Origin of the sequence: Streptomyces sp. D2-8, from assembly GCF_023184515.1 — a bacterium.
In the GTDB taxonomy this organism is placed as follows: Bacteria; Actinomycetota; Actinomycetes; order Streptomycetales; family Streptomycetaceae; genus Streptomyces.
This window is the reverse complement of the sequence record NZ_JAAHBP010000029.1, coordinates 47237-64629: the sequence shown is the minus strand read 5'-3', so window position 1 is coordinate 64629 and position 17393 is coordinate 47237. Positions and strand designations below refer to the sequence as shown.

Below are 17393 nucleotides of genomic sequence, written 5' to 3'. Positions count from 1 at the left end.
GCCTCGCCGGCGTCGGAGCCGTCCACGGCCAGTACCACTGGGCCGGCCGGATCGGGGCGGCCCCGCACCACCATCAGAGGGCAGCGACCGTGGGCGGCAAGATGCACCGCCGTCGAGCCCAGCAGCAATCCCGAGAAGCTGCCCAGGCCCCGGCTGCCGACCACCGCCAGCGCCGCCGACCGCGACTCGATCTCCAGCACCTCAAGCGCATCCCCGGCCACCACCGACCGGGTGATCTCGATGTCCGGCGCGATCGCGTGTGCCCGTTCCTCGGCGCGGGCCAGTGCGCCCCGCACCATTGGCTCCAGGCCGTGGTCGGCGGGGTTCCACGGTGGCGTGCCGGCCGGCAGGTGCCCGGGCACCTGCCCGAAGGCGTGCACGATCCGCAGCCCCACTCCACGCAGGTGTGCCTCACGGGCCGCAGCCTCGACAGCGCCGATGCTGGAGTGCGAACCGTCCACTCCTACGATCACCGGATCACGGTCACTCATTGGCTCACTCACTGGATACTCCCGTCCCGGACCATCACCGACGCGCGGCCCCTCGGCTTCCAGCCTCGGGCAGCCGGCCCGGTACGCCCAGGGGCCGTCAGTCCGTGCCAAGGGGCCGCTCGGCCCTGTCGGGCACCCCGGGGTGCTCACGACACCGATCACCTGCCGCGCTGCTCCGGCGGCTGCCGTACGACCTGTACGACGGCTCCAGCACCCCGCGACGGCTGCCGAAAACCTGTGCACGGCGGGCCGCCTCGATGCCAACGGAAGAACGCGCGCGGTGGGCTGAGGCCACGGCCCGGCGCGAAGCATCCGAATGCGTGACAACGGGGAGATCCACATGGACGTCAACGAGGTGCTGCTGCCCGGCGTCGGGCTGCGCCACGAGTTCGTCAATGACGAGGGCGACCGGATCGGGGTCGTCGCCCAGTGCTCGGGCGACTTCGAACTGATGGTGTACCCCGGCGACGATCCGGACGAGGCCCTTGCGGTCCTCCGGCTCACCAGCCAGGAGGCGGACGCCCTCGCCGAGATCCTCGGCGCCCCCGCGGATCGCCGAGCGGATCGCCGAGCGGTTCGCCGATCTGACCCGCGAGGTGCCCGGCCTGAGCGCGGGTCAGGTCGAGGTGCGTCCCGGCAGCCCGTTCGCCGACCGGGCCCTGGGGGACACGCGGGCCCGGACCCGCACCGGTGCTTCGATTGTGGCCGTCGTCCGTGGCGAGGACGTGATCGCCTCCCCGGACCGGGCCAGACCCTGCGGGCCGGGGACATCCTGGTGGTGAAATGTCAGTGCCGCGGGTCCGTTCCCCGCACCACCGCGACCGGGCAGTAGGCGTGATGCAGCAGGGCCTGACTGACCGAGCCGAGCAGCAGCCCGGCGAAACCACCCCGGCCCCGGGCTCCGGTCACCACCAGCTGGGCCGACCGGCTCGCCTCGATCAGCGCCTCCCGTGTCCCGCCGTGCACCACTCGGTGCTCCACCACCACACCCGGATGCCGTTCCTGGCGTCCGGCGAGCGCCTCGGACAGCAGGCGCTCCTCCTCCCCTGCCAGGGCGCCCGGCGGGTTCGCGTACGGCATCGACGAGTCCTGCGGCGCGGGCATCGGCGCGTTCCAGGTCGTCCAGGCGTGCAACGCCACCAGCGGCGCCTTCCGCAGCTCGGCCTCGGCGAAGGCGTAGTCCACCGCCGGCCCGCCCGCAGCCGAACCGTCGACGCCCAGCACGATCGGGCCCTCCGGACTCGGCTGCTCCCGCACGACCAGCACCGGACACCGGCCGTGTGCCGCCAGATGGACGGCCGTCGACCCGACCAGCAGCCCCACGAACCCACCCATGCCACGGGATCCGACCACCACCAGCTCAGCCGCACGCGACTGCGCCTGAAGGACCGTCAGCGGCTCTCCGGTCACCACGGCATGACTGACCTCGACCTCCGATTCCGCGGCGCGCGCCCGCGCGACCGCCTCGGCCACCAGACGGTCGGCCAGGTTCCGGAGCCCGCCCACGGGCGGGCCCGACGGCGACGGGCCAAGGGGCACGTGCAGCGCGGGCCAGATGAACGCGTGCACCACCCGCAGCCCCGCCCCGCGCAACCGCGCCTCCCGTGCCGCGACCTCGACCGCGGCGAGACTCGACGCCGACCCGTCCACGCCGACTACCACCACACCGCTCATCGTGCCTCCCACATCCAGTACGCCGTTGCTCTCACCCGTCACACTCCCCCGGCCGCGCCCCGTGTGCATGGGCCTGATGGCGCCACGGCCAGGGCCGACCGGCACTCCGTCGCGGCGGCGACGTACCCCTACCGGCGCCCGGCGGCCGATCGTTGCGCCCACGTTGTGGCGGCGTCGTCACCGACCGGGTCCAGGCGGCAGGAGGGAAGTTCGCCCCGGAGTTCAGGGCCGGTCGGCCCTGCCCTGTCAAAGCCGGTGCTCGGGAGGCTGTAGAGGGGTCTGCCATCCCGGACAGTCCAACCGGACAGCAGCGGCCGGACCGGCCGCCCTCACCCGAGAGTTCCGGCCCCCGATGCCCGCCACCGGCACCTCGCCCGGCGGGGACACGGGTCGGCCCGCAGCGGCCGTACGCGGGAAGGCGGTCGCCCTCCGCAGCCACCCGCGCAGACCGGTGCCCCTCCACGGGCACCAGCGGAGAAGGGAACCGCCGTGAAGACATCCAAAGTCGGCGAGGTGATGGCCCCCGGTCATCCAGGCGTGCCAGGAGACGCCGTTCAAATGGGGCCCTGACGCCGGGCCCCGGTTCACCCGGCAGCTCGTGGCAGGAATGGCTGTGGCGGAGCCGCGGCCCTCACAGGAGCCGGCGGTTGCGGCTGACGAAGGGCAGCCGTGCCCATGCCTTGCCCAGGCCCCAGGTGGCGCCGGCGCCCGCGGCCGCGAGGGCGATGAGGACGACGGCGTAGATGAGGTGGTAGTCGGCGAACGGGTTGGTCGACATGCTCGCCGAGCCGTCGGACAGGTGCTGGGCCGGCGGCCACTCCGCGATCCACATCAGCGCCATCATCAGCGTTCCGGCGACCGCCGCGAGCCACAGGCCGATGCCGGCGATCAGGGCGATACCGATGCCGAGCAGGCCGAGCGTGAACAGCCAGTCGGCCCAAGTGGCCCCGGCCCAGTCGTGGAAGGTGGATTCCATCGGCCCGACGGCCACACCGCCGAGGAAGCCCTTGGTGGGCGAGCCGCCGTCGATCCAGCCGTTGCCGGACTGCGTGGCGTAGCCGAAGCCGAAGGTCTTGTCCAGGAACGCCCGCAGGAAGACGAACCCGGTCAGCAGGCGCAGACCGGCGAATGCGTACGCCTGGGTGGCCGCCGCCGCGGTCGTCACCTCACCGGACGCGGGCGCCGTCCCCCTCCGGCGCAGGGACGGGAAGCGGAATCGCAGATGCCGGTGGGGGTGATCGTGCACTGCCACGATGCTCATCCCTTTCGAGGGGTGTGACACGCAGGATGGGGGCCGACTTCTCGTTGCGCCTTCAATGTCCCGCGTCGCTCACGCCCGCCGGAGGGGCTGCAAGGCCCGGGCAGCGAGCCGAACGTCCCGCCGGCCGGGGCCTGTTGGCATCGGATTCAGCCGTCCCAGGACCAGTCGGCGACCTCCGGCAGGTCGACGCCGTGGACGCGGATCCACTCGCGGTGGCGCAGCCGGGCGTCCTCCATCCGCTGGCGTACGGTCGCTGCGCGCACCGCGAGGCCGGGGACGCGGTCGATGACGTCCATGACCAGCCGGTAGCGGTCGAGGTCGTTGCCGACGACCATGTCGAACGGGGTGGTTGTCGTCCCGATCTCCTTGTAGCCGCGCACATGGAGGTTCTTGTGGCCGGTGCGGCGGTAGGCGAGGCGGTGAATGAGCCACGGGTAGCCGTGGTAGGCGAAGATCACCGGCTTGTCGGTGGTGAACAGGCCGTCGTACTCGAAGTCGCTCATGCCGTGCGGGTGTTCCTCGCTGGGCAGCAGCCGGGCGATGTCGACGACGTTCACGACGCGGACGGCGAGGTCGGGCAGGTGCCTGCGCAGCAGCTGGGCGGCGGCCAAAATCTCCTGGGTGGGCACGTCGCCCGCGCAGGCCAGTACGACGTCCGGCTCTCGGCCGTTCTCCGTCCCCGCCCACTCCCAGATCCCCGCGCCACGGGCGCAGTGCGCCTTCGCCTGTTCCATCGACAGCCAGTCGAAGCAGGGCTGCTTGCCGGCCACGATCACGTTCACGTAGTCCTTGCTGCGCAGCGCGTGATCTGCCACCGACAGCAGTGTGTTGGCGTCCGGCGGCAGGTAGACCCGTACCGCTTCCGGGCTCTTGTTGAGGATGTGGTCGACGAAGCCCGGGTCCTGATGGGAGAAGCCGTTGTGGTCCTGGCGCCACACGTGCGAGGTGAGCAGGTAGTTGAGGGAGGCGATGGGAGCGCGCCAGGGCAGGCGGCGGGTGACGCGCAGCCACTTGATGTGCTGGTTGACCATGGAGTCGACGATGTGGACGAACGCCTCGTAGCAGGAGAACAGCCCGTGCCGGCCGGTGAGCAGATATCCCTCCAGCCAGCCCTGGCAGGTGTGTTCGGACAGGATCTCCATCACCCGGCCGTGCCGGTCCAGGTGCTCGTCGCCGGGAAGGGTCTGTGCCTGCCACGCCTTGCCGCTGGCGTCGAAGACGGCCTGGAGCCGGTTGGAGGCGGTCTCGTCCGGTCCCACGAGCCGGAAGTCACGCCGCTCGCGGGTGGCGTGCATGACGTGCTCCAGCAGATCGCCGAGGACGCGGGTGGGTTCGTGCAGGGTCACGCCGGGCTTGTCGACGGGCACGGCGTAGCGTTCCAGTGAGGGCAGCGGCAGTTCGCGCAGCAGCAGGCCGCCGTTGGCGTGCGGGGTGGCGCCCAGGCGCCGGGAGCCGTCCGGGACGCAGGACAGCACATGCTCGCGGGGGCTGCCCTGCGCGTCGAAGAGTTCTTCCGGCTTGTAGGAGCGCAGCCATGTCTCCAGCTGCCGCAGATGCTGCGGGTTGTCCCGTACGGCGGCCAGCGGCACCTGGTGGGAGCGCCAGGTGCCCTCCACCGGCAGTCCGTCGACCTCGGCCGGGCCGGTCCAGCCCTTCGGTGTGCGTAGCACGATCACCGGCCAGTGCGACCGCTCGGACACGCCGTCTTCGCGCGCGCTGCGCTGGAGGAGCGCGATGCGGTCCAGCGCGTCGTCCATCGCGGCGGCCATCGCCCGGTGCACCGTCATCGGGTCGTCGCCGCTGACGTGGATCGGGATGTGGCCGTATCCCCGTAGCAGGGCGTCGAGTTCGGATTCGGGCAGGCGGGACAGCACGGTCGGGTTGGCGATCTTGTAGCCGTTGAGGTGGAGGATCGGCAGGACGGCGCCGTCGTGGACGGGGTCGAGGAACTTGTTGGAGTGCCAGGAGGCGGCGAGCGGGCCGGTCTCCGCCTCGCCGTCGCCGATCACGCAGGCGACGAGCAGGTCCGGGTTGTCGAGGGCGGCGCCGTAGGCGTGGGAGAGGGCGTAGCCGAGCTCGCCTCCCTCGTGGATCGAGCCGGGTGTCTCGGGGGCGACGTGGCTGGGCACGCCGCCGGGGAAGGAGAACTGCCGGAACAGCCTCTCCATGCCGATCGCGTCCCGGGGGATGTCGGGGTAGGTCTCGCTGTAGGTGCCCTCCAGCCAGGAGTTGGCGAGGACCGCGGGGCCGCCGTGTCCCGGCCCCCAGATGCACAGTGCGTCCTGGCCGCGTGCCTTGATCAGGCGGTTGAGGTGAGTGTGGACCAGGTTCAGCCCGGGCGAGGTGCCCCAGTGGCCGAGCAGCCGCGGCTTGACGTGCTCGGGACGCAGCGGCTCGGTCAGCAGGGGGTTCGCCATGAGGTAGATCTGACCGACGGACAGGTAGTTCGCGGCGCGCCAGTGGGCATCCAGCGTCCTCAGCTCGTCCTCGGTGAGCGGGGCGGACGCCGGCCGTGTGTCGACGGACATCAGGGGTTCCCTTCCGGGTCGGGGTAGTCGGAGGTGCAAGAGGGTCCGGACTGTCCTCACCTTCCCTCACCCCGCCGGGCACCCGACAGGGCCGACCGGGCCATCCACGGACGCGGCGGTGGGCGTCAGGAGGTTCTCACGTCAGGCGTCGAGCGGGCCGCTGCTGAACAGCCACAACGGGCGTCGGGCCAGAGCGCGGCGGTGCCGGAGGAGGAACCGGCGGGCGGGCTTCTGCCAGCGTCCGGCGTACAGTCCGCCGCCGGCGACCACCGCGTCGTACGACGCCACGCTCGTGACGGACCGGGCCTGAAGCGCCTCGACCGTCCGACCGTTCTGGCGCAGGACCTCGGCGATGGTTTCGGCGATCTGCGCGGTCGATCCGTTCGTGCTTCCGCAGGTGACCAACACGGTGCCGGTCATGGCGGTACGCCTCCTCTCACAGGCGGCGCAGCCAGTCGTCGCGGTGGCGTCGATCGGGTTGCCCACCGCGGCGCCGTACGGGAGTACGGCGAGCAGGTCGTCGATCAACTCAGGAGTGGGCGCCGGGAGCTGCAGCACCGCTGTGAGGTAGGGGTCGCTCCGGTCGAGGGCGATGGTGCAGCGCACCTCCGGGCCCTCGAAGCGGCGAGCCATGCGCAGACCGAGGTCGGTGAAGAGGTTCAGCACCTCGTGGTTCTCACTGAGCGCGTCGGCCGTGAAGGTCGTGATGCCGTCCACGCGGGTCGCGGAGGCGAGGTGCTCGACGAGCAGGGTTCCCACCCCACGGTGGTGCAGTCCGTCGGCAACGGCGACAGAGACCTCTGCCTCGTCCTTCTCGTCGCCGGCGTCGTACTCGGCGAGCCGATCACCCTGCGCTGCGTCTCGGTCGGCAACGCCCGGTATCCCGGGCGCACCAGGGCACAGGCCCGGTCGGCCGCAAGACGGGCCGACCGCCGGCTCGCGGCGAAGAACCGCAGGCGGAGGTTCTCCGAGGACATCTCCTCGTACAGCCCCTCCACCTGGTCGTGGTCGTTCGCCACCACGACGGATACACACGATGCTGCCGTCGGCGAGCAGTGCGTGTACGGGGGGGGTCGGTCACGTCGTGCGTCATCGCAGGACTCCTCAATGCCTCTGGTCGTTTCGAGCATCCGGCGGTTCTCACGCGGCGAGCCTCTGAGTTCTCTGAGACGCCGGTCAGGCGTCGTGCCTCCGGTGCGGCACGATCGCGACCGGGCAGGCGGAGTGGTGGAGCACCGCGTGGGCGGTACGGCCGAGCTGGAGCCCGAAGTGCCCCTCGCGCCGGCTGGCGCCGACGACCAGGAGGTCGGCGCTGTGCGAGGCGTCCAGCAGCGCCCGGCGGGCGTGGCCCTCGACGGTGCGCCGGCGCACGTCGACATCCGCCGGGAGGTCCCGCAGCGCCGCTTCGAGTTCCTCGACGGCCTGCTCCTCGTGCTGGCGGGTGGGTTCGCCGACCATCAGGGGATATCCGCCGGGCTCGTGCGCGGGGCAGCGCCATGCTCGTACGGCCTCCAGAGGCACCCCGCGCCGCTGCGCCTCCTCGACGGCGAAGCGAACCGCCTCCGGCTCCTTCGTGTCCTCGCCGACGCCCACGACGACCCGTCCGCGCACCGGCGGCGTCGCCTGGTTGTCGTGGCTGCCGCGCAACACGATCACCGGGCAGTCGGCGTGTGCGGCGACGGTCAGGCTGACGGAGCCGAGCAGCCTCTCGGCAAGACCGCTGCGGCCGCGGGTGCCCACGACCAGCGCGGAGGCGTTCCGGGCCGCGCGGACCAGGGCGTTCTCCGGCTCCTCGAACACCACGTCGACGGTGACCCGCAGGCCGGGGTGCCGGGCGCGTGCCCGCTCGGCGGCGGCACCCACCACGTCCTGAGGCAGGGGAAGTTCGGTCGCTTCGCCGATGTCCCGGGCGAGCGCGGCACCCTCGTACCGGTCCCAGAGGCAGGCGTACACCACGCGTAGTGGCACACCGCGCAGGGCGGCCTCGTCAGCCGCCCAGTCAGCGGCCCGCAGGCTCGGCTCGGAACCGTCGACACCAACGACCAGGGGCCCGCCGAGGGCTCGCTCGACCGCCGCGTTCTCGTCTGCCGTGTTCATGGTCTCCACTCCCTTCCTGCGGCCCGGTCAGTCGTGCGCGACGACGGCGACGGGGGCGGTGGCGTGGTGCAGCACCGCGTGTGTGACGGGGCCGATGTGGACGCCGAACGGGCTTCGGCGGACCCGGCGTCCGACGACGACCAGGGACGCCTCGCGGGAGGCGTCGAGGACGTGGTTGGCCGGGCTGCCCGACGGGGACTCCTCGACGACCTCGACGTCCGGGTACTTCTGCCGCCAGGGCCGCAGCACCGCGGCGAGGGCGGCGGCTTCCTGCCGGCCGAGTGCGGCGTTGAGTTCGGCGTCGGCGGGCAGGCCGTAGGCGAAGTAGGGCGGGAGGTTCCAGCCGTGCACGACTCGCAGTGCGGTGCCGCGGAGGGCGGCCTCCTCGAAGGCGAAGGCGATCACCGTGTCGTCGGGGCGGGCGGTGTCCAGGCCGAGCACGACGGGCCGGTACGCGGTGGCGGCGGACGGAATGCCGGCGGGGTCCATCTCGTGCTCGTCGGCGGCCTGTTCCCCGGCCCGCACCATGACGACGGGGGTGTCGGTGTGCGCGATCACGGCCGCGCCCACGGACCCGACGAGGAATCCTCCGATCCCGCTCAGCCCACGCGAGCCGAGGACCAGCAGCTCGGTGTCCTTCGCCGCCTCGGGCAACGCGTCCATCGGCCTGCCGGGAATCGGTTCGGTCTCCACCCGGAGGCCGGGGTGGCGCCGGCGCAGGCCGTCGGCCGCCTCGCGCGGAATCCGTTCGCTCCAGTGCCGCAGCTTCCCCGCGCCGAGCAGCGGAGCCTGCGCCTGCGCCATGGGCTCCGGAACGGGCTCCCAGACGTGCACCAGCCGCAGCGGCAGGCCGCGCAACTTCGCCTCCCTGGCCGCCCACTCGGCAGCCGCGCGACTCTCTGCTGAGCCGTCGAGGCCCACGGTGATGTTGCGGGACATGCTGTCCACCTCCTGTATCGGGGTTGCGATGTCAGAGTGGTGGCGAGGGAGGACACGGGTGCAGGTACCGCAGGTCCCCCGTCCGGGGCCGATCGGCCCCATCGGCGTCCCCGTACCACGCTGCGGCGCCGTTCGGCCCTGGTCTTCCGGCACCCCGTGGGGCCGGTGCGCCCGAGTCTGTGGGGCCGATGGGCCCCTCTTCGCCCCAGGACGCGAAACGGCCCCGGGACGCGGTCTGGTGACTGATACACAGGAGATGGCCGTCCGGCACCGAGTGCGGCTCTCTCCCCCTCAGGGGTCCTTGCACCCCGTCCTTGCACGTTTGCACCCCTCATCAGCCCTGTCAGGGAGGCTTCATGCTGTCCGCAGAGTCCGCCGCCATTGTCCGTTCCACGCTGCCTGCCGTGGCCGCAGCGCTGGACGAGATCACGACCCGCTTCTACGGCGCGATGTTCCGCGACCGGCCGGAACTACTCGACGGGATGTTCAACCGCGGCAACCAGGCCAGCGGAGCCCAGCGCCGCGCACTGGCCGGCTCGATCGCCGCGTTCGCGACCACTCTGCTCGACCACCCGGACACGCGCCCGGATGTCCTGCTGGACCGGATCGCACACAAGCACGCCGCGGTCGGAGTCACCGACGACCAGTACACGATCGTGCACAAGTACCTGTTCGGCGCGATAGCCGAGGTCCTCGGCGACGCGGTCACCCCTCAGGTGGCGGCCGCCTGGGACGAGGTGTACTGGCTGATGGCCGGCGCCCTCATCGGCCGGGAGGCCCGTCTCTACCAGGACGCGGGCGTCGAGCCCGGCCGGATCTGGCGGCAATGGACGGTCGTCGAGCGCCGCACCGAGACCGACGACGTGGTGTCCTTCCTCCTCAGGCCCACCGACGGCGCACCCGCGCCCCGGGCCCGGGCGGGCCAGTACGTCAGCGTCCGCCTGCGCATGCCCGACGGAGTACACCAGCTGCGCCAGTACAGCCTCTCCTCCGACCCGGGCGGAGAACTGCGCCGCATCACCGTCAAGCGGATCGCCGCCACGGCCGACGCCCCGGACGGCGAGGTCTCCACCCTGCTGCACCGCCACGTCCGCGCCGGAGACGAACTGACGCTCTCCGCCCCGTTCGGCGACGTCGCGCTCGACGACCCGGCCGACGCCACCACCCCGGTCGTACTGGTCTCGGCCGGAATCGGCAACACCCCCATGACCGGCATCCTGGCCCACCTCACCGCCCTCGCCTCGACCCGGCCGGTACTGGTTCTGCACGCCGACCGCTCCCCCGCCGACCACGCCCTGCGCACGGAGACCACCGACCTGGTCGAGCAACTGCCGGACGCCCGCGCAGTCTTCTGGTACGAGCACCCCGGCCCGCAGGAACCCACCGCCCGCGAGGGCCTGATGAACCTCCACGGCGTCGAACTGCCCGAGAACGCCACGGTGTTTCTGTGCGGCCCGCTCCCCTTCATGCGCGACGTCCGCGCCCAACTGCTGGCCGCCGGAGTCCCCGCCCGACACATCCGCTACGAGGTCTTCGGCCCTGACCTGTGGCTGCCCGGCCAAGCGGACTGAACACCCCACGATGCCACCGCACTCCAGAAGAGGCCCTGACATGACCAGCAACGACACTCAGACCACCGCTCCCGGCGTGCTGCTGCGCTCGGACGGCGAGGTGGACGAGGAGACCCTGGCGTACGCCCGCACGAAGATCGACGTCATCGTGGCCCGGCCGGGGCTGCCCGCCGTCACTGGCGAGGTGCGCATCACGAAGGCGGCCGCTCACCACGCGGACCGCCCCTGGTCGGCCACAGCCACCCTGCACGTCGGACGGCGTGACGTCGTCGTGCACGCCGAGGAAGCCACCGGCCACGAACTCGTCGACCAGCTCCAGTACCGGCTGCGTCGCCAGACCGACAAGGCGGCCCACTCCGGACACAACGGCCACCGGGCGGCGATCCCGCCGTGGCGCGGCGGCCCCGGTACCCCGCATCCCTCGGAAAGCGACGACAGAACGGCGGACGACCACCCGGCGTAAGACCCCGGTACGTGCCGGGCTACGTCGGAGAGGGTCCATCGACCGGGCCTGCGTGGTAGCCCGCACTCGTCCATGGCGCCCACCTCTCGGGCCCTTCGGCCCACACAGGTACCCGACGGCCCACAGACGGCACTCATCGGCCCAGGAAACGCTGAAGCCGCGCGGTTCCCGATCAACGGGCGAGAACAAGGAGTTGTGTGATGGCGAAGGCTTATCTGGTGGGCAGCGGAATCGCGGCGCTCGCCGCGGCCACGTTCCTGATCCGCGACGGCGGGTTCGACGGAACGGACATCCACCTCTTCGAGGAGCAGCGGGACATCGGGGGCAGTCTGGACGCGGGCGGCACGGCCCATACCGGCTACACCATGCGCGGCGGGCGGATGTTCGAGGCCGAGTACCGCTGCACCTACGACCTGCTGTCCGGCATTCCGACTCTCGACGACCCCTCTGTATCGGTGACCGACGAGATCCTGGCCGGACACGAGGACTTCGCCTGGGACGACACCGCACGCCTCGTCGACGGCGACGGGAAGATCGTCGACACGCACTCGATGGGCTTCTCCGAACGTGACCGCCTGGAGCTGGTCCGCTGCCTGGCAACTCCCGAGGGGCACCTGGACGGCAAGCGGATCACGGACTGTTTCGGCGAGCACTTCTTCACCACGAACTTCTGGTACCTGTGGTGCACCACGTTCGCCTTCCAGCCCTGGCACAGCGCCATCGAGTTCCGCCGCTACCTCAGGCGCTTCATCCACCTCCTCCCCGAGTTCTCCTCCATGTCCGGCATCCACCACACCCGCTACAACCAGTACGACTCCCTCGTGCGACCCCTGACCGCCTGGCTGCGCAAACGCGGCGTCACCCTCCACACCGGCTGCCACGTCACCGACCTCGGCCTCGCACCGGGCCGCCGCAGTACGCGAGTCGAGACCGTCTACCTCTCCCGCGGCGGCCACGACGAACAGGTCGAGGTGGCCCCCGAGGACCTGGTCCTGGTCACCAACGGCTCCATGACCGACGCCTCCAGCCTCGGCTCGCACACCTCCGCACCGTCCCCGCGCCCCCACCGCTCCGACGCCTGGCTGCTGTGGCACCGACTGTCCCGAGGACGCGACGACTTCGGCGACCCTGCCGTCTTCGACAAGCGCGTCAAGGAGTCCCGCTGGGAGTCGTTCACGGTCACCGCGAGCGATCCAGCCTTCCTCGACGCCCTGAAGGAGTTCAGCGGCCGGGCGACCGGCCGCGGCGGCCTGACGACCTTCACCGACTCCGCCTGGCTGCTCACCCTCGTCGCCCCGCGCCAGCCCGTCTACCGCGACCAGCCCGAAGGCGTCTTCGTCTGGTGGGGCTACGCCCTGCACCCCGGCCGCGCCGGCAACCACACACCGAAACCCATGACGATGTGCTCCGGCCGGGAGATCCTCGACGAGATCCTGCACCACCTGCCGTTCGACGAGGCTGTGGCGGCCCGGGTCCGGGAGACCTCCACCGTCGTGCCCTGCCTGATGCCTTACATCACCAGCCAGTTCCTCGCCCGCCGCCGCGAAGACCGCCCCAAGGTCGTGCCCGACGGGTCGGTCAACCTCGCCTTCATCGGGCAGTTCACCGAGGTACCGGACGACGTCGTGTTCACCGTCGAGTACTCGGTACGCACCGCCTGGACGGCCGTTGCCCGACTCCTGAAGCTCGACAAGCACCCACCCGCCGTCTACAAGGGCCACCACGACCCCCACGTCCTGGCCGCCGCCCTGGAAACCGTGCACCGCCGGTAACCGGGAACGTGATCAGCGGTCGCGCTCCCGACCCAGCCGGAACCGGGCTTCGAATCGGGTGCCGGGTACCGTTCCGATCAGTTTGAAGACCTACAGGGCGGCGAACAGACCGCGGCACCCACATCTCTTGACGCCCTCGAGATCGTCAGCGCCGACACCGATGGGCTGCACGAGTTGGCCAGCCCGCACCCGACCGGTCGTGGCAGCGGCTGGTGGCCGACGAGGGCCGCGCCCCGCCGTAGTAAGTGACGCCGTTGGCGAATTCAGGGCGCAACGTGACGTCGGCCTTCACGACCAGTTGGGGTCGTGAAGGCCGATGTGCCTTGGGGGTGGGTGCTGTGGCCATGCCGCCGATGGGGCCGGGGAAGATTCCAGCGGAGACGGTTCGGGTGGCGCGAGCGGCGATTCCGAAGGGAAGCCTCGCCATCACAGTCCGGGATGAGCCGGGACCGCTGTTCGGCGACGAGGAGTTCGCAGAGCGCTTCCAACGCGTGGCGGGCCGGCGTGGTCACCGGGCAGGCATCGTTCAAACGCCCCGCGCCCGCGCCCGCGTCTCACACCTCGCGGCGCTCCTGCCGATCAAGTAGCGAAGCAAGCTCCTGCGCAGTGACCGGCCCGCTGTCGCGAACGGGCCGGCCGATGTCGGTTGACCAACCGGGTCTGACACGGGCAGTGAAGTCCGCGAAGTCCTTCCGCAAATACTCCGGATCGGACGGCTTCAGCCGGACCTGCTGACGGCTGTCCGCCCACCAAACCTCAAAATCAGTGATGGTTCCTTCAGCGGGCCATTGTTCTGCCTGTTCCGGCAACAGCAGAACGTCGACGAAGCCCCCGACGCCCAAGCCGATCTCTACGAAAATCCCGATCGCTCCAGGGCTGGGCACCTTCACGACTGTGCCCATCAAGACCTGCCCGAAGCGCAGGTTCCCTCGAATCCGCTCCCACTCCGCATTCGTAACCACACAGCGCATCCTCGCAACCCCGCGGCACTGAGTCAGCAGCGTCCAGTAAGTCGGCGGGGCGTCGTCATACCAGGTCCCCGTCTACGCAGGACCCCGCCGGAGCAAGCCGACAAAGTCCGCACGTGTCACGGACGCCCCCTATAGCGCGAGGTACCGCGGCCCCATCGTTAGCACCACGTACCAGTCATCAAGATCCGGACCAGGTGCGGACCGAATCAGCCCGGCACTTGACGTTTCCACTCTTTGTCGCAGGTCAGAAGCGAGGGCAAGCGTGTACCACCAGCAGACGAAGAACCTGCTGGTGTCGTATGCGCCGAAGAAGCTGGGCTTCTTCTAGAGCCCGGGGCAGACGTCGACGGAGTGGAGCCAGGTTCGTCCTGGCTCCACTCCGTGGTGCGGGCGTGTCACTGGAACTGTGCGAAGAACCTCCAGATCTCTGCCTTGGTCCAGGTGGTGACGCCGCTTTCGTTGGGGGAGCCGTCGACCGGGCCGGGTATGTGGCCTCCGTCGAACGCCGCCCATTGGACCGGGTATCCGGCACGGCAGCCCGAATAGGTGGTGGTGATGTGCGTTCGGCTGCCCGGGGCGGGCTCGCGCGGGCTTTGGGCAGTGCAGCCGTTGTTGGCCACGAACTTGTCGCGCAGGGACCGTCCTTGCGCGATGCCGAGGACGTTGTCGCTGATGCCGTGGATTCCGAAGTAGGCGATGGGCTGGGTGCCGCCGCTGCACCCGCTGATCTGGGCGCCGGAGATGACCGCGACGGCCCTGAAGACGTTCGCCCGGCTGCACGCGAGGGCGTAGCTCATACCGCCGCCCCAGCTGAATCCCGTGGCGAAGCGCTGTGCCGGGTTGACACAGAGGCCGCTCTCGATGCGCCGGATCATGTCGTCGACGAAGGTGACGTCCTCACCGCCCGAATTGGCCCAGCCGTTGCCGAGGCCCTGGGGCGCGACGAGGATGGCGCTGTTGTTGGACTGTTCCTGTTGGCCGTAGTAGGACCAGGCGTTCCCGCTCGTGCCGCCCGAGGCGACGTCGCCGGCGGTTCCGCCCCGCCAGTGGAACGCGAAGATCAGCCGGTAGCGGTGGCCGCTGTCGTAGTTGGCGGGAACCCTGAGGATGAAGCTGCGGCTCTTGCCGCCGCTCTGGATCGTGTGCGTACCGCTCGTCAGAGCCGGGGCGCTGCCGCAGCCGCCGCCACCACCGGACGACAGCTTGATCATCTGCCATTGCTGGTTGGCGCCGCCCCAGTCGGAGTACTGGACGACGTTTCCGCCGTCGGCGGTGGAGGCGCCCTGCACCTCCACGGCCTTGCCGCTGGTGCGGTTGACCAGCCGGACGTGGCCCGCGTCGGAGTCGGCCAGCCGGAACTGCTGGTTGGCCCCGTTGTGGTCGGCCCACTGCTGGATCGCGGCACCGTCCGCGGTCGAGGCGCCGGCCACGTCGAGAACCTTGCCCGAATGCCGGGCCTTGAGGCGGTAGAAGCCACCGCCTGAGTCCATGAACTGCCACTGCTGGTTGGCTCCGTCGCTGCGCGTCCACTGGCCGACCCGCGCGCCGTCGGCGGTGGACGCGCCGGAGACGTCCAGCGCCTTGCCGCTGTTGCGGTTGACCAGGACGTACCAGGCATTGGGGTCCACCGTCGCCGCCTCGGCGGGCGCCGGCTTCACCACGGCCAGCATGCCGATCGCGAGGGTCGCGGCCACCACAGCGGCGACCCGGGACCACCAGCGCTGTCTGGGTGGAGGGGCGGGGGAAGCCGCACCGTAGGTCTTCATCGACTCAGCCTTTCGTCGGTGGCAGGCCCCATCAGGTGCGGGTCCAGCGCTGGTTGCCGCCGTTCGAGCACGAGTAGAGCTGGATCAGGGTGCCGTTGGCCGTGCCGTTTCCGACGGCGTCGAGGCACAGGCCGGACTGGACGCCGACGATGGATCCGTCGGAGTTGAGGCGCCATTTCTGGTTGTCGCCGCCCCAGCAGCTGTAGATCTGGACCTTGGTGCCGTTGCCGGTGCCGGCGGCGTCCAGGCACTTGTTGCCGTAGACCCTGAGCTCGCCGGCGGCGGTGTGCGTCCACTGCTGGTTGGTGCCGTTGTTGCAGTCCCACAGCTGGAGCTGGGTGCCGTCGGTGGTGCTGGTGCCGGGCACGTCCAGGCAGCGGCCAGAACCGACGCCCTTGATCGGTCCGCCGTCCGGAGGGGGCGTGGTGGAGCCGCCGTTGAGTGCGTTGAGGACGGCGGTGTAGGCGGGCTTCTTGCTGCCGTTGTCGTTGAACAGCAGCGGCGTGTGCTCCCGTCGCCAGGAGTCGCTGTCGCGCACACCCCAGACGGTGATGCCGAGGCAGCGCGGGACGGCCAGGCAGTCGTTGGTCACGTTGGCGTAGGTCGTGGGCGAGGCGCCCTGGATGTCGAGCTCGGTGATGGCCACATCGACACCGAGGGCGGCGAAGCTCTGCAGGGTGGTGCGGAAGTTGCTGTTGTACGGGCTGCCGTTGTTGAAGTGCGACTGGAAGCCGACGCAGTCGATCGGCACGCCGCGCTGCTTGAAGTCCCGGACCATGCGGTACATGGCCTGGGTCTTGGCCCAGGTCCAGTTCTCGACGTTGTAGTCGTTGTAGCAGAGCTTGGCGGCCGGGTCGGCGGCGCGGGCGGTGCGGAAGGCGACCTCGATCCAGTCGTTGCCGGTGCGTTGCAGGTTGGAGTCGCGCCGGGCTCCCGAATTGCCGTCTTCGAAGGCCTCGTTCACGACGTCCCACTGGGTGATCTTGCCCTTGTAGTGGGCCATCACGCCGTTGATGTGGTGGATCATCGCCTGGCGCAGCGTGCTGCCGCTGAGGCTCTGCATCCAGCCGGGCTGTTGGGAGTGCCAGGCCAGGGTGTGGCCGCGCACCTGCTTGCCGTTCTGCACCGCCCAGTTGTAGACGCGGTCAGCGGCGGTGAAGTTGAACTGGCCCCGCTGCGGTTCGGTGGCGTCGATCTTCATCTCGTTCTCGGCGGTCACCGAGTTGAACTCACGGCCCGCGATCGTCGTGTAGGCCGAGTCGCCCAGCCTGCCCGAGGCGATGGCGGTGCCGAAGTAGCGGCCGCTCTGCGCCGCCGCGGCGCCGAGCGTGGTCTCGGCGGCGTGTGCGGCCGGCGGTGCGACCAGTGCGCCGGCCGCGCCGAGGACGCCCACGACCAGCGCCGGCAGCAGGCCGCGGATCCTCCGGCGGACAACGGGTCTGGGAAGGGCATACGAGCCCATGGCTGTGCCTCCAAGGTAGACATCACGGAAGGGCTGAAGCGCAGGGGACCGCCAGCGGCGTCGCGTACCTCTCCAACTGTGCGAAGAGCCAGGATGCGCTGGTGCGAACCCCACCGGGACGAACGGGGTGGCGCAGGTGCTCTGGTGCGCGGAGCTGTCGTGCGGCACGGACTGCTCAGAGCCGACGCAGTTCGACATCTCGAACTATGCCCGGCTTCTCAGACAGGGATGATTGAGGCGTTGACGGTGGATCGTCAATACTCTCCACAGAAGAACTTTCGGTTTGTCGCCCGAAACATTCGCCCTCCCGGCTAGCCAAACTGTGAACTTCGACGCCGTCGTCGCCGGATTCGCCCAGCCAAAAGGGAGGCGCTGTTTGTGGACAGATCGGCGACAGG

13 protein-coding genes and 3 pseudogenes are annotated in these 17393 nt (G+C 70.5%); 5 read left to right on the top strand and 11 right to left on the bottom strand.

All coding sequences use genetic code 11. The annotated features are described in order from the left end of the window. On the bottom strand, positions 1–491 hold a 491-nt coding region (locus G3I77_RS36580), incomplete at its 3' end, for a universal stress protein (RefSeq protein WP_282574376.1). Between the two features lie 485 nt (positions 492–976). Between G3I77_RS36580 and G3I77_RS41330 the strand changes: the two genes are divergently transcribed. Further along, complete coding sequence (locus tag G3I77_RS41330) at positions 977–1273, top strand: TrkA C-terminal domain-containing protein (protein WP_248510901.1); 297 nt, start codon at positions 977–979, stop codon at positions 1271–1273. A gap of 4 nt (positions 1274–1277) precedes the next feature. Here G3I77_RS41330 and G3I77_RS36570 read toward each other — a convergent pair whose 3' ends face one another. The 7 genes and pseudogenes from G3I77_RS36570 to G3I77_RS36540 all read right to left on the bottom strand — a co-directional run bounded on the left by G3I77_RS36570 (position 1278) and on the right by G3I77_RS36540 (position 8990). Continuing rightward, positions 1278–2165, bottom strand: a complete 888-nt coding sequence (locus tag G3I77_RS36570) for a universal stress protein (protein WP_248510899.1) — start codon at positions 2163–2165, stop codon at positions 1278–1280. Between the two features lie 631 nt (positions 2166–2796). Continuing rightward, positions 2797–3417, bottom strand: coding sequence for a DoxX family membrane protein (locus G3I77_RS36565; RefSeq protein ID WP_248510898.1), 621 nt, complete (start codon positions 3415–3417; stop codon positions 2797–2799). A 155-nt stretch (positions 3418–3572) separates the two neighbouring features. Beyond that, positions 3573–5954 (bottom strand): phosphoketolase, encoded by a 2382-nt coding sequence (locus tag G3I77_RS36560; protein ID WP_248510897.1) that lies wholly within the window; start codon positions 5952–5954, stop codon positions 3573–3575. 144 nt (positions 5955–6098) lie between these two features. Further along, positions 6099–6374 (bottom strand): annotated as a pseudogene (locus tag G3I77_RS36555) (flavodoxin domain-containing protein); the annotation flags it as partial. Between the two features lie 135 nt (positions 6375–6509). After that, a pseudogene (locus tag G3I77_RS36550) lies at positions 6510–7047 on the bottom strand (N-acetyltransferase family protein); the annotation flags it as partial. A gap of 83 nt (positions 7048–7130) precedes the next feature. Continuing rightward, entirely contained in the window at positions 7131–8051 is a 921-nt protein-coding gene (locus tag G3I77_RS36545; protein WP_248510896.1) for a universal stress protein, read from the bottom strand. A gap of 27 nt (positions 8052–8078) precedes the next feature. After that, the gene (locus tag G3I77_RS36540) at positions 8079–8990 is read right to left on the bottom strand and encodes a universal stress protein (protein ID WP_248510895.1); all 912 of its coding nucleotides are present in this window, start codon (positions 8988–8990) and stop codon (positions 8079–8081) included. Between the two features lie 356 nt (positions 8991–9346). Between G3I77_RS36540 and G3I77_RS36535 the strand changes: the two genes are divergently transcribed. From G3I77_RS36535 to G3I77_RS36520, 4 genes and pseudogenes are all read left to right on the top strand, one after another. Further along, on the top strand, positions 9347–10561 hold the full coding sequence (locus tag G3I77_RS36535) for a globin domain-containing protein (RefSeq protein WP_248510894.1): 1215 nt from the start codon (positions 9347–9349) through the stop codon (positions 10559–10561). A 40-nt stretch (positions 10562–10601) separates the two neighbouring features. Beyond that, positions 10602–11024, top strand: coding sequence for a hypothetical protein (locus tag G3I77_RS36530; protein ID WP_248510893.1), 423 nt, complete (start codon positions 10602–10604; stop codon positions 11022–11024). Between the two features lie 200 nt (positions 11025–11224). Beyond that, the gene (locus G3I77_RS36525) at positions 11225–12796 is read left to right on the top strand and encodes an oleate hydratase (protein WP_248510891.1); all 1572 of its coding nucleotides are present in this window, start codon (positions 11225–11227) and stop codon (positions 12794–12796) included. Positions 12797–13134: 338 nt separating this feature from the next. Then, positions 13135–13310: pseudogene (locus G3I77_RS36520) on the top strand (IS5/IS1182 family transposase); the annotation flags it as partial. 40 nt (positions 13311–13350) lie between these two features. On the opposite strand, the gene G3I77_RS36515 reads toward G3I77_RS36520, so the two are convergent. The 3 genes from G3I77_RS36515 to G3I77_RS36505 form a co-directional block, all read right to left on the bottom strand. Continuing rightward, positions 13351–13758 (bottom strand): hypothetical protein, encoded by a 408-nt coding sequence (locus tag G3I77_RS36515; RefSeq protein WP_248510889.1) that lies wholly within the window; start codon positions 13756–13758, stop codon positions 13351–13353. A gap of 404 nt (positions 13759–14162) precedes the next feature. Then, positions 14163–15464 carry an RICIN domain-containing protein gene (locus G3I77_RS36510; protein WP_248510909.1) on the bottom strand — a complete coding sequence of 434 codons (1302 nt, stop codon included), beginning with the start codon at positions 15462–15464 and terminating at the stop codon, positions 14163–14165. Positions 15465–15564: 100 nt separating this feature from the next. Next, positions 15565–16995 (bottom strand): endo-1,4-beta-xylanase, encoded by a 1431-nt coding sequence (locus G3I77_RS36505; RefSeq protein ID WP_248510887.1) that lies wholly within the window; start codon positions 16993–16995, stop codon positions 15565–15567. Positions 16996–17393 lie beyond the last annotated feature (398 nt).

Excerpts from the sequence above, each read along its gene's own strand:
- G3I77_RS36570 (WP_248510899.1), bottom strand. The coding sequence starts at position 2,165 with ATGAGCGGTGTGGTGGTAGTCGGCGTGGACGGGTCGGCGTCGAGTCTC.
- G3I77_RS36560 (WP_248510897.1), bottom strand. The coding sequence starts at position 5,954 with ATGTCCGTCGACACACGGCCGGCGTCCGCCCCGCTCACCGAGGACGAG.
- G3I77_RS36545 (WP_248510896.1), bottom strand. The coding sequence starts at position 8,051 with ATGAACACGGCAGACGAGAACGCGGCGGTCGAGCGAGCCCTCGGCGGG.
- G3I77_RS36540 (WP_248510895.1), bottom strand. The coding sequence starts at position 8,990 with ATGTCCCGCAACATCACCGTGGGCCTCGACGGCTCAGCAGAGAGTCGC.
- G3I77_RS36535 (WP_248510894.1), top strand. The coding sequence starts at position 9,347 with ATGCTGTCCGCAGAGTCCGCCGCCATTGTCCGTTCCACGCTGCCTGCC.
- G3I77_RS36530 (WP_248510893.1), top strand. The coding sequence starts at position 10,602 with ATGACCAGCAACGACACTCAGACCACCGCTCCCGGCGTGCTGCTGCGC.
- G3I77_RS36525 (WP_248510891.1), top strand. The coding sequence starts at position 11,225 with ATGGCGAAGGCTTATCTGGTGGGCAGCGGAATCGCGGCGCTCGCCGCG.
- G3I77_RS36505 (WP_248510887.1), bottom strand. The coding sequence starts at position 16,995 with ATGGGCTCGTATGCCCTTCCCAGACCCGTTGTCCGCCGGAGGATCCGC.